This window comes from Microcystis wesenbergii FACHB-1317 (assembly GCF_014696875.1).
GTDB classification, from domain to species: Bacteria; Cyanobacteriota; Cyanobacteriia; order Cyanobacteriales; family Microcystaceae; genus Microcystis; species Microcystis wesenbergii_A.
Genome location: NZ_JACJQV010000209.1, coordinates 16,643 through 29,066, shown reverse-complemented (window position 1 = coordinate 29,066; position 12,424 = coordinate 16,643). Strand labels below are relative to the sequence as shown.

Genomic DNA, 12,424 nt, shown 5'->3' with positions numbered 1-12,424 from the left:
GTTTTGAAAAATTCGTCATCAGGGCAAACTCCCTATTGTGAGGGGAATAAGTTGTCTAGATTCTATCTATAATAGCATTTTTTTCTGACTTTTCTCAACGTTCAACACTTCTGACCTGATACATTGGTCAAATTGACAGTCTTGGAGAAACTATTAGTTTCGTAAACGCCATTGCCCCCATCCAGGTACCATGCGTTAGGTGTTTGTGTAGAATTGGTTGAGACGACATTGACATTAGAGAAATCGGTCCAAGCAGAAGGAACAGCCGTTAATGTTCCTGAGGCATTGGTGACAAAACTTCCTATACTAACACTCAACCCATTACCCCCATTAGGATTAAAGGTGGTAACGTGGTTCCCATTACCAAAATTGAAGGTGACACTCACAATGTTACTCGCGGTCCATGTTTGGTTTGACAGGGAAGTTCCCCCATTGTCAAGCTGATAGGTAATAACCGCAGTATTACCGGCAGTAACGTTATCGACAGTAGCACTGGAAACAGTACCCGTATAGGTAGCGGTAAAAATGGCGGCATGGGCGGGAATGGCACTGAAAACGGCACAAGTCACCGCCGGAAGGCAAAGGGCTTTTAGCAGTTGATTAGTCATTTTTGATCAATTGACAAGTTAATTTCATGGCTAATACTGGGGAAAAATTGCTATTTATACCCCATAAATCATTGCTTAACAGTAATAAGCAGCATCATTCTACCCCCCCCCCGAATTTGTCAAGTATTCTCCGTTTTTTATTGATGAATCCGGAAAAAAGCCCATCAGGGAGAGAGTGGAAGGGTTAGAAATTAACCAGTCCGTTGATCCGGTCTAAGAGCAAGCGCGGATGAAGAAATAAATGGCCATCAGTAGCAGAAAAATATAAAAAGTAATCCGCACCAATCGATCCGGTAATTTCGGTAAAAAACGAGTGGTTACTTGTACACCTAGGGAACCACCGATACCTAAAATAATCCCTTGTAGATAAAGAATATGACCGGCTTGGGCATGAGCGAAACAGGCGGCGATCGAATTGAGTAAAACCACACCTAAACTGGTGACAATGGCGATTTTGATCTTTTCTGCCAAAAAAATCATTTGTAGTGGCACCATGATCGCCCCACCGCCAATTCCGAAAATACCGGCTAAAAATCCAGCGATTCCTCCGGTTAGCAGACAGGCTAGATTAGGATGCAATCTAAGGGCAGAAACTGGCTCTTTTTGGCTTAAATTTTGCTTGAGATTGGTTAAATAGATATTGAGTAGTAAAAAACAACCAAAAGCCGCTTCTAGGAGGTGTTTGGGGCTAGATTTGACCAGATAGACCCCGATAAATGCCGTAAAAATCCCGGGTAAACCTAAGAGGAGAACTCGCTGCCATTTGAGGGAACCTAATCGCCAATTTTGGATCGTACCCCCTAGGGAAGTAAAAACGATCGCTAAACTGCTGGTAGCCACCGATTCCCCGTAACTGTAGCCCAAATTTAACAGGATCGCCACGGAGATAGTGCCACCCCCAATACCAAATAAACCCGCTAATAAGCCCGAAAAAACGCCTGTTATCAGTAAAATTAAGTAATTGTCTGCCATTATCTTCGGTTCATGGCCTTGAGGGGTCTGAATAGTCGTGCAAAATTAATTTCCTAGTCGAGACAGGAGACAGGAGACGGGAGACAGTATTCAGGAGATTATTTTTATTTATTCTCCCCACTCCCAACTCTGGCACTCCCCACTCCCAATTCATAATTTATAATTTATAATTCATCATTCATAATTCATCATTCCCCAAGAAAAACCCCACGGTTATAGAAACCTCGGCGGAAAAGTCTCTATAACTGGGTTTTTCTAGGAATATTAGGAAAGGAGATTACCGCGACTGCCGTTAGGAAGAATAGTTTCCTCAAGGGAAGCGGAAAGAAGGTTATTTTCGGTTAAAATCGCCCCAATTAAGTTAGCTTGTTTGAGATTAGCTCGTTTAAGATTGCTTCCCACTAAATAACTCAAGAGTAATCCCGCTTGGTGTAGATTAGCACCGGAAAGGTTAGCGGAGGCTAAATTAGCGCCAAGAAGATTACAACCGGTTAAGTTAGCCTGGCGAAAATTGGCTTTATTAGCGTCAGTTTTACTTAAATCGGCTCCGGTTAAGTTCGCTCCCTCAAAATCGCTAGAATTGAGGTTAGCTCCCGTCAGATTAGTCCCTTCCAGGTTAGCATAACGTAAATCCGCCCCCCGTAAATCCGCCCCGCGCAAATCGGCATAGCTGAGGTCGGCGTATTGAAGATGGCAGTTTTCCAGATTAGCTTGATAGAGATAGGCTCGAATTAGGTTAGCCTCTTTTAAGTTAGCATGGCTAAGATTAGCAGAGCTAAGAATAGCACGAGTGAGAATGGCCCGTTTTAGGTTAGCTTTCCCCGCCATGGCATGGGTTAAAGTGGCTGAGGTGAGATTAGCGGCTTCGAGATTTGCTCTGAACAGTTGAGCAAAAAGTAAGCTACTGTGAATTAAACAGGCAGAACTTAAATCAGCCTTTTTGAGGACGGTATTACTCAAAATTGCGCCGCTTAGGTTACTTTGGTGCAAATTTGCCCCAGAAAGGTCGGCTTTAGTCAGGTTAGCATCGATAAGACAAGCTTTGCTTAAATTAACTTCTTCGAGGGAAGCGTCCTTGAAATTAGCGTTAATTAAACAAGCTTCGGCTAAATTGGCTCGTTTTAAGTAACTATGACTTAGGTTAATCTGGTTTAAACACTGTCTCTTTAAATTGACTCCGCTAAGTCTGACTTCCGCAAAGTTGCGTTCACCTCGATTATACAGTTCGATTAGATGTTCACGATCGGTTAAGGCATTGCTACTCATAAAATAACTAAATTGTTCTGGAAGCTGATTTCCAGAGAATGGGTTGGGGAAAATTACTGACGATGAAGTGGATTTCTAGGGTTAGTACAGGGAGCGACTAGGGATTTTTGCGAATAAATAGCAATTTTCAACCAATTACGGGCTTAAAATCCCTATTGGCAATCACTAAAACCGGTAAATAACTACAAGAATCGGGGTTCAATACCAAAAACAGCCTCTACCTAAACCCGCCACTTGTTGCCAGCCAGGTCTAGGCATTAAATTAGAGAAGTCTTGTGCGTCAGTTTTCCTGACTGAATCTACTGCCTCGCCGATGTCTTGACTCGGTATCATACAGTTGAATTGGTTAGGTCTGCTTAGTCAGTCCAGTAGCCAAAAGGCTAAAACTCTTAATCACCAGATTTCGGGGACTCTCCAGTTGAGCAAGCATAAAACTTTGTAAAAGTCAATCCCTCTTAGGGATGAACTGCCCAATTCTATTCCCTGAAGCCTTGGTTCATTGAGTCTATCAGGTTGTGGTCTATTTTGGCAAGGGGGGTCAATGGCTTTTTAATCAATTCGCCAAAAGGCTTGATTTTCCGTAGGGGATAATTGTACAGACTGGTTATCTAAATATTGTCTGAGACTGGGGGAAGGATTGAGGAGATAAATATCGGTAAATTGATTTTTTAAGGATGGGATGGAAACTCTAGGGTTCGACTGAACAAATAAATACTTTGTCTTAGCATCAGTGGTATGAATCAGGGGCAAGGTATCTAACCAATGTTCTGAAATAATTAGAGGTTTTTGACTGCGATTAATCATTGTATAAGCGTTGGGAATATTACTACCATAGCCCACATATCTAGTTGCTGGCGTTGGATAGGGAATTTTGGCAATTAATCCGAAAAATAGCCATAATATTAAGAGAATTTTTGCCCAGCCTTGGCGCTGCTGTAATCCGTTGCTTAGTAAAAAGGTAACTGCCAGCAGCATACCGAGAAAACTTGGTAAGTAAAATCTGCCCACAGCCGTGTAGCGAAATCCTCCGATTAGATCCCAAGCTAAAAGAGAGAAAAAGGGGATAATTGTCAGGAGAATAATCAGGGTAAAAACTTTTTTATCGGCTTTTTTGCCCAGATAAATAAAGGAGATGATGACGAAGATAATTAGGCAGTATTCAATAATAGGGGTGATGGTGGAATTGGTTAAACTAAAATTATAAAATAAACGAGCGATCATTCTTACCCATCTTTGCCAAAGGATCTCTAGGGGTAAACTGCCTTTTGACCATCCAAAGACAGTAAATCGACTGGTAAAAATCCGGGTTAACCAAATTGAATAAATACCTAGGGAAGCAAGTAAGCTGATGCTATAGTATTTTTTGGTTAAAGAGTTAAAAGAATTCAGCTGTAGCAGAAAATATAGGCTATGGACTACTAGAACAAAGATAAAGAAAACATGGGTATATAAACCAGCGATTAGGGATAAACTATAGAAAAACCAATCTTTTTTCGGTTGCGAGGAATCAATAGCTTTGAGAAATAACCAGCTAGAAAGTATCGAACAGAAAACATATAGTCCGTATTCCCAAATTCCTAGAGCATAACCAGTAAAACGCGGGGAAAAGAAGATAAGTGTAGCGGCGATTAAAGCGGCATTTTTATTTTTAAATAAAGTCAAAGCCAAATGGTAAAAACTCCATAAAATACCAAACCAAATAATTACCGAAAATCCTCTTAAGACTAAATAAGAATTGCCTAATAATCTTGCTAAAAACCAGAGGAAACTATAATAGAGAGGTAGATCATAATTTGAGCTAGTATAAAGAGAGGCTAAGGTATCGGGAAAACCTTTCACAGAATTAACCCCTTGCAATTGCCAGAGTTGTTCTGTAGATTTAATTTGTCCGTCGAACAGATAGTTAATTAACTGTTCAGGTGTGTAACCAGAAAGATGCAGTAATACAAAACATTCATCGTGCCAAACATAGCTATAGTAGGCGAGATGGACAAAATAGAAAATATTGAAAATAATCAATAAACCTAAAGCAAATCTAATCCCAGATTGACGGGTAAGCATAATTATCTCGATCCTGTTAAAAATCACTGATTACTGTTGACCAAATCCTGCTTAATCACTCTAAAATTTTGATGGGCAAGGGGTAAAGTAAACCAAAATTGTGAGCCAACCTGTGGGGTACTTTTTACCCCAATTCTCCCAGAGTGAGCCTCGATTATTTGCCGACATTGGTAGGAACCTAAACCGATTCCCGTTAGGTGTTGATTATGAAGATTTCTTACATATAAATGGAAAAGATGTTGACATTGTTCCTCATCCATGCCAATACCATTATCACTTAAAGTGCAGTAGATCATGTCTTGGTCAATACGAGCATCTAAAGCTAATTGAATTGGTGGAGGATTATGTTTTAAGGCATTATTTAATAATTGCTCAAAAACACTTCTTAGCTGACAAGGATCAGCATTAATAGCAGGTAAATCATCGGGGAGAAGATTAATAAAAGTAGCTTGGTATAAATCAAAATCTTTTTGCCAATCTTTCAGCCAAATTTTCACCTGTTCTTTTAAAGATAGAGGTTGACGATGCAAGATTAAAGGCCGTTCTTCAGCAAAATGATTTTCTGATAAAGCATTAATTAAAGTTAATTGTCGATCGCAACTACGCACCACCTGATCGAGCATTGCTCGCGAGATAGTTACTTTTTCTGTTTGCCGACACTGTAAATTTTTTAATAACATCACTAATCCCATAATCGAAGTGCGAAGATCGTGGGATACTGCCTGTAAAAAAACCGTTTTCATTTCGTATAAACGCTGAATTTCCCGGACTTTTTCCCGCAGTTCCAAGGTTCTTGCTGCTACTTCCCGTTCTAAATTATTATTCAAGCTTTGCACCCTCTGATATAGTTGCGCTTGGCCGATAGCGATACAAACTTGGGTGGCTAACTGTTCTAATAATTTGACCTCGCTTTTTTGCCAATGACGAGGATGAGAATATTGATGGACAACTAAAGCACCTAAATGTTGATGATTAACCGTTAGGGGTAAAACTAAAGAGGATTTAACTTGCAGGTATTCGTAATAACCCTTGAGAGTGGGTAGAGTTTTTACCTTAGCGGTATTATCAGCAATAATTAACTTATCTAAAGAAAACAATTGTCCCAATTCTTCCAGTAATTCTGGTTCGGGAAACCAACCCATCAGCGAGGGAATCTCGGGACGACGGGACTCAGCGATTACCTTAGACCAACCCCGCTCTTGACAGTGACCGATATAGACTTGATCGGCATCGAGAAAATGTCTGATTTCCTCAACAATGGTATTTAAAACCTGATCTATATCTAAAGATTGATGGACTTTTAAAGCAACTTGTGTTACTAAATGTTCTCTTTCTAAAGTTTCATTTAAAGCTCGATCGATCTGTTGTCTTTCGGTAATCGCCGCCGATAAAAACAGAGAAGTTGACATGACAATGACTAAAAAGATTTGTAAGATCAGGACACCTCTGGTATGATCGGGAGCTTGTAGGATAAAAGGGCTGACTCCCCCGACCAATCCCATCAAAGCTAAAATAGACACCAAAAAATTGGCTATTACCGCTCCCCAGGTCTGAAAACGCATGGCGGCCCAAACCACAAAAGGAAAAGGCAGATATTCGAGGTACTGCACCATACTCCAATCGGGGTTAAGAAAATCCTGTTGACCACCAAAAACCACGGAAGTCACCCCCGTTAGCAAACTCAGACAAAGTAAGGCCTCGCCAAGGCGTTGAGGTTGCCGTGGTTCCCGCAGGGAGTGACGATTGAAGCAAAAACGCAACAGCAGCGGCGTGGTCATTAATATTCCCGTACTATCTCCGAGCCAGATAATGCCCCAAGACTGTCCAAATTGCCGCCAATCCCAAGTATTTAGCCAACTACGGGCAAAAGTATCGATAGTGGCATTGACTGCCGAGGCTAATAAAGCCGCTAAAAATACCAGTAAAAGGATATCGCGAATGCGCTCTAAAGTGGCGGAAAATCTCAGATAATGCAAGAATTGCGCCCCTAACAGAGCCGATAAACTGCTACCGAGCGCCGAAAATAGAGCTATGGGCCAACTGGCCCCTAAAAAGAAGGTAAGAAGCAAATCCCCGATAAAAACGCCTAAAACTAGCCTTTTTCCCCCTAAAAAAACAGCAGTCAAGCCAATACCAGCACTCATCCAAATCGGGGCCGGTCGCGACCCTAAATTTAAGCAGAGATAGCCTAGCCAACCAACACCCAGATAAACTAGGGCAACAAGCACAATTTTAGATCGATCTGATGAAATCCGTAGCATTTTCAGTTATCAGTTATCAGTTATCAGTGATCAGTTATCAGTTATCAGTTATCAGTTATCAGTTATCAGTGATCAGTTATCAGTTATCAGTGATCAGTTATCAGTTATCAGTTATTAGGTTTAAGTTTTAAGTTATTAGGTTTAAGGTTTAAGTTTTAAGTTATTAGGTTTAAGTTTTAAGTTATGGTTCTTCGGTTTGTGTTATGCAATGGACGGGGTTTATAAGGGATGGAACCCTTATATAGAAAGGCATTTGGCGATTTTTGTCAATTGTTTTTGATCTAGAGCGAACTAATCAATTAAATCTCTTGCCAGATAAGGATTTAGTCGATTTATGCCCCCCTATCGAACCATAACAAGTAACGAAGAACCGTTTAAGTTTTCAATTTTCAATAAATTTAGTATCCTTCACTGGTTACTGGTTACTGGTCACTGGTCACTGGTCACTGGTCACTGATCACTGATCACTGTTTACTGATCACTGGTCACTGATCACTGTTAATCTATTTCCAGATTGCCTAAACTAGGAGTAGTTCTGCCTCATGCAGATGGGTGAAAACCGTACATTTTCCCGTTAGGAATCAAAGATCATGCGGATTTTAATTGTTGAAGACGATCCTTTAATGCAGTTAGGTTTAGAACAGGCGCTCGGTGAACAGCCGGATTTTGAGATTGTCGGTCAAGCTAGTGATGGTCTAGCGGCGGTACAATTAGCCCTGTCCCTACGGCCGGATTTAGTGGTCATGGACATCGGTTTACCCCGTCTCGATGGCATTGCGGCAACTAAACAGATTAAGGAGGGTTTAGCTAATGTTCATGTGGTCATGCTCACTTCCCACACTCTCCAACAGGAAGTGATCGCTGCTCTGGCCAGTGGCGCTGATGCCTATTGTATCAAGGGAGCGAGTCTCGATCGCCTTTTGGCCGCTATTGAAGCAGCTAAGGACGGAGCCACCTATTTAGACCCCCAAATTGCCCGTTTAGTCATGGATAATCTCAAACCGCCGGCAGTGCAACCTAATCCCAATCTAGCACTTTTATCAGAGCGAGAAATGGAGGTTTTAAAGTTAATTGTTGAGGGCAAAAGTAACGCTGAAATCGCCGAACAACTTTATTTAAGCACCAATACGATTAAAACCCATGTGCGGGGAATTATGAATAAATTGGCCGTGGACGACCGAGTACAAGCGGCCGTAATTGCCCTGCGTTCCGGTATTGTTTAAGGGGAAAATGGCGATTTACTTATCCCCTATTCGAGGCTTCTCTAATCACCTCTAAAACCTCTGAAGCATGGGAAATAGTCGGGACGTGACCGGATGCCAAAACCACTGTCTTTGCTCCCATTCTCTCGGCCTAATTAAGCTGTAATTCTGGGGGTACGGCTTGATCTTGACTAGAGACAATATACCAGTTCGGCTTATTTCTCCAGGCGGTTGTAGTGGTTTTTGCTGTTAGTAAAGAGGCGGCTGCTGGGGTTTGGGTGGCATAAATTAAAGCGGCTTTTTCGGCGGGCAAATCATTGGCGAGAATCTTCTCTATTCCCTCTTGAGAAATCCAGATAAACCCCTCTTGTTCTTGAAAATACTGTGATGGGGTTTCGTATTCACTAAACAAATCTACCATCGATTCCCCCGCATCGGGAGCCAACGCTGCAATATAAACTAAACCGGAAACTTTTTCATCGTTGCCGGCCTCTGTGATTACCATCCCCCCCCAAGAATGACCGACTAGAATACATTGTCCTTCGATACGGTTTAAAACTCTTTTCGTAGCAGCTACGTCATCCGCTAGAGAAGTGAGAGGATTTTGCACTGCGATCGCTGCGTATCCTTCGGCTAATAACTGGGCAGTTATCTGATTATAACTAGAACCATCGGCCCAAAAACCGTGAACCAAAACAATATTGTTAATTCTGTTCATAAGACCTCTTACAAAACTCGAAAAGTGCTGGTTTTTAACATTTTTTAACTCTCAGAGAGCTATTAATATTCTTACATTGTAGCCATTAAGCCCATTTTAACTTTTTAACTCAATTGCCGGTGCTATAACCATCCAAAAAGTATATTCAATCATTTATAATAAGTTATCGACCTATCTCTGTTGGATAAACCATGACTATCGCTCAAAGCTTACCCCTAGTCGAGTCTCATGTCAACCCTGAGATAATCTTCCCACAAGGCCAATTTTGGAGTGATGAACCACCCTTGGAAAGTAACCTACATCTACAACAAATTATTTTACTAATTCAGTGTTTAGAATGGTGGTGGCGCGAGCGAGAAGATTATTTTGCCACCGGCAATTTAACTATCTATTACAGTCCCAACCAGAAAAAGTCAGAATTCTTTCGTGGTCCCGATTTTTTCGTCGTTTTGGGGACAAATCCCAATCCTAACCGCAGAAGTTGGGTAATTTGGCGAGAAGAGGGCAAATATCCCAATTTAATTATCGAAATTCTCTCCGATAGTACCGCCAAAGTTGACCGAGAGGAGAAAAAACAAATTTATCAAGATATATTTCGCACTCCCGATTATTTTGGGTTTGACCCAGAAAGCTTAGAATTTCAGGGATTTACCCTAATTAGCGGTCAATATCAACCGATTGCTCCCAATCCCCAGGGATGGCTCTGGAGTCAACAATTAGGCTTATATTTGGGTTTATCTGCCAATAAATTGCGCTACTTTACCCCCGAAGGGGAATTAGTACCCACTCCCGCAGAAGCGGCACAACAGGCGGAAAATCGGGCTGTGGAGGCAGAAAATCGGGTTTTAGAGGCAGAAAACCAAGTCGAGCAAGAAAAGCAAAAAGCTGCGAAATTAGCGGCTAAACTGCGGGAATTAGGCATAGATACCGAGGAAAATCTCTAATCTTCTTTTTTGATTAATAGTCAACAGCTTACCGCTCCTCAATTGTTGAACCAACCTAAGCTAACTGGTAATCTCTAGAATCGGTGAAAATTTAACTTTATTTCCAGAAATTTTCGGTCTCGGGACTAAGGAAATCCTTAAGAATTTGGAAAATTTCTAAATTGGCTAGTCCTTGCTTAGTTAAGTCAGGAAATTGACTCAAAACGTCGATAATATTATCAGCAAAATTATAATTTTTATCTTGTCCACAATTAACGGTTAAATAAGCCAGTAACTCCACTGCATAATCGGTAAAATCCATCACATCGGCAATACAAGCTAGTTTGAGAATTTGTTCGGGGGTTTTTAGAAACAATAAATCAGCCGATAAATCTGGGGCAATTAAGTCTCTGTAGTAATAAGCTTCCCCCCAGAGTATTTGCCCTGGTCGCTGAGATTGAATAGGAGAAATACTGCGAATTCGGTGGGAAGTTGCTAAATGAAATAGGGAAAAAGATTGTTGTCTTAAAAACTTATCAATGTCAGCAAAAAGAGGTTGATTGAGATAAAGAGGTGAAAATTCCACTTCTATTTGTATACCCAAAACACTGCGGGATAATATCTCTAAACCTCCCTGTAAAACATCTAAATCTGCCCCTTGCACATCAATTTGTAAAAAATCTATAGATGGGATATTTTCCTGTTGACATAATTGATCTAAAGTAGTGGTTTCTAGGTCAAAAGTAAAGTCTAAGTTAGCAAATTCTGGTAAATTTTTAAACCGGTTTAAAAAATCTTCATTGGGATGATAAAGAGAACTACACATCGGATGTTTAGTTACATATAAAGTCTTTTCTCCCTTAGATTTTGCCAAGGCAATGGCTAGATGTTTTTCCTGCCAATTAATATTTCGTCTCACCAATTCTTCATTAGCTTCTTCACAAGCATCCCCATCGGCATCCACTCCCAAAATTGTTAAATTGGGGGCAAAAATCTGCCATCCGCTGCTACCATAATCGTCTTGAGTGCTAAGTTTTCGTGAACCAACATTACAGACGGTAATCGAAATTTGATCGAGATGACCGCTTTGTTTGAGACTTGGAGTAAATAAGGGCATATTTTTTCTATCTGGCTATGGAGAAATAGGACAATTGCTAAGATATTACCAGTCTATAAGTAAGGAGGATACTAATCGCAGAAAGCTCCGCGCAAGCGTAAATTTTCCCGCAATTCCTCGGTCATACCCACGTTATCGGCAAACTTTGCCTCCTTCACTTTTGCCCCGCTAAAATTCGCTTGAGTGATGTTGACTTCAACTAAATTAGCCCCTTCTAAATTGGAGCCAATTAAATTAGCTAAAGCCAAACTAGAACGGTAAAAATCAGCATAACTTAAATCGGCATTAGCTAATAAGGCTCCGCTTAAATCCGCTCCCCTAAAACTAGCATGACTGCCGTTAATTTCCCTTAAATCAGCATCGGTTAAATTGGCCCCCCGCAGATTAGCTTGATAGAGATTAGCCATGCCTAAAGATATACCACTTAATTCCGCTGCCAGGAGATTTGCCCCAGTAAAATCCGTTAGGGGATTAAGTTCAGCTAATTGGGCTAATTCCAGAAAATCATCACTAACAGCAGCATAAATTCCCTCGATTTGTGCCTGCAATTTCTCTAAATTTTCTGATGTTGCCGGTTGCGGTTCAACTAGAACATTATCTAATTCCACCTGCGATGAACCCAAAGAAATACGACTTAAAAAAGCATCAAATTGATTTTCCATCAGGAAAAATGCTAACTTTCGCTCTAAAATACTATGTTTATTGGGACTTAGATCATGTTTCCATAATCCCGATGTTTCCGTGATACAGATATCGGCAGCTGTCAGCGAAAATTGCACCGTCAGATGATAAGGTTCTTCCTCGACACTCACGGTTCCTAGGTTAATCCTTTCGATCGCTCCTGTAAATATTGACTGAGGACTTTTGAAGGATAACCGCCATTGATGATTATTAATACGATTTATGTATAACTCTTGACTAGAAAGAGGATTTGGTGTCAGGTGACAATTAACTAAAACAAAATCTAATTTTCCTCCTTTCAGTCCCCATTTAATTTCCCCGCCGAGGAGAGATTGAATTTGAGCTTGTAGGTGTAAAGTTAAATATAAATCAAATTTTTGCGAGTCGGTGGCTACTGGTTCTAGGGTTAACGATACACTATCGGGATAGCGATCGAAGGCAGCTAAAAGACGCATAATCCAAAAAAGAAAAGCCAAAATAAACAGTAAAAAAGTGGTGTTTCTCCGGCCCTAAAGCCGAGAACTCACCCCTATTTAAAACAATAGCTGATTTTCTCGATCCTCGATGAACATTTCTTCGGCGATCGCTGAAGGATTGCCCCTGAAAATCAAGGTT

At 40.9% G+C, this 12,424-nt stretch carries 10 protein-coding genes and 1 pseudogene; 2 read left to right on the top strand and 9 right to left on the bottom strand.

The features are described from left to right. Nucleotides 1–113 precede the first annotated feature (113 nt). The 6 genes and pseudogenes from H6F92_RS22175 to H6F92_RS22155 form a co-directional block, all read right to left on the bottom strand. A pseudogene (locus H6F92_RS22175) lies at nt 114–608 on the bottom strand (PEP-CTERM sorting domain-containing protein); the annotation flags it as partial. A gap of 213 nt (nt 609–821) precedes the next feature. Further along, nucleotides 822–1,580: a sulfite exporter TauE/SafE family protein gene (locus tag H6F92_RS22170; RefSeq protein ID WP_061432451.1), complete on the bottom strand. Its 759-nt coding sequence runs from the start codon at nt 1,578–1,580 to the stop codon at nt 822–824. A gap of 264 nt (nt 1,581–1,844) precedes the next feature. Further along, nucleotides 1,845–2,846, bottom strand: a complete 1,002-nt coding sequence (locus tag H6F92_RS22165; protein WP_190359511.1) for a pentapeptide repeat-containing protein — start codon at nt 2,844–2,846, stop codon at nt 1,845–1,847. A 198-nt stretch (nt 2,847–3,044) separates the two neighbouring features. Beyond that, nucleotides 3,045–3,179 (bottom strand): hypothetical protein, encoded by a 135-nt coding sequence (locus H6F92_RS26615; protein ID WP_255420522.1) that lies wholly within the window; start codon nt 3,177–3,179, stop codon nt 3,045–3,047. Nucleotides 3,180–3,395: 216 nt separating this feature from the next. Further along, complete coding sequence (locus tag H6F92_RS22160) at nt 3,396–4,907, bottom strand: glycosyltransferase family 39 protein (protein WP_190359510.1); 1,512 nt, start codon at nt 4,905–4,907, stop codon at nt 3,396–3,398. A gap of 23 nt (nt 4,908–4,930) precedes the next feature. Continuing rightward, nucleotides 4,931–7,168: a sensor histidine kinase gene (locus H6F92_RS22155; protein WP_190359509.1), complete on the bottom strand. Its 2,238-nt coding sequence runs from the start codon at nt 7,166–7,168 to the stop codon at nt 4,931–4,933. 590 nt (nt 7,169–7,758) lie between these two features. On the opposite strand from H6F92_RS22155, the gene H6F92_RS22150 reads away from it, so the two are divergent. Continuing rightward, complete coding sequence (locus H6F92_RS22150) at nt 7,759–8,391, top strand: response regulator (protein ID WP_008205394.1); 633 nt, start codon at nt 7,759–7,761, stop codon at nt 8,389–8,391. 130 nt (nt 8,392–8,521) lie between these two features. Here the strand turns inward: H6F92_RS22150 and H6F92_RS22145 are convergent, their stop codons facing one another. Further along, entirely contained in the window at nt 8,522–9,088 is a 567-nt protein-coding gene (locus H6F92_RS22145) for an alpha/beta hydrolase (protein ID WP_242030238.1), read from the bottom strand. 191 nt (nt 9,089–9,279) lie between these two features. Here H6F92_RS22145 and H6F92_RS22140 point away from each other — a divergent pair, with 191 nt between their 5' ends. Further along, the gene (locus H6F92_RS22140; RefSeq protein ID WP_190359508.1) at nt 9,280–10,032 is read left to right on the top strand and encodes a Uma2 family endonuclease; all 753 of its coding nucleotides are present in this window, start codon (nt 9,280–9,282) and stop codon (nt 10,030–10,032) included. A gap of 97 nt (nt 10,033–10,129) precedes the next feature. Here H6F92_RS22140 and H6F92_RS22135 read toward each other — a convergent pair whose 3' ends face one another. Both H6F92_RS22135 and H6F92_RS22130 read right to left on the bottom strand, forming a co-directional pair. Beyond that, nucleotides 10,130–11,128, bottom strand: a complete 999-nt coding sequence (locus tag H6F92_RS22135; RefSeq protein ID WP_190359507.1) for an FkbM family methyltransferase — start codon at nt 11,126–11,128, stop codon at nt 10,130–10,132. A 71-nt stretch (nt 11,129–11,199) separates the two neighbouring features. Beyond that, nucleotides 11,200–12,264, bottom strand: coding sequence for a pentapeptide repeat-containing protein (locus tag H6F92_RS22130; protein WP_190359506.1), 1,065 nt, complete (start codon nt 12,262–12,264; stop codon nt 11,200–11,202). Nucleotides 12,265–12,424: the final 160 nt, after the last annotated feature.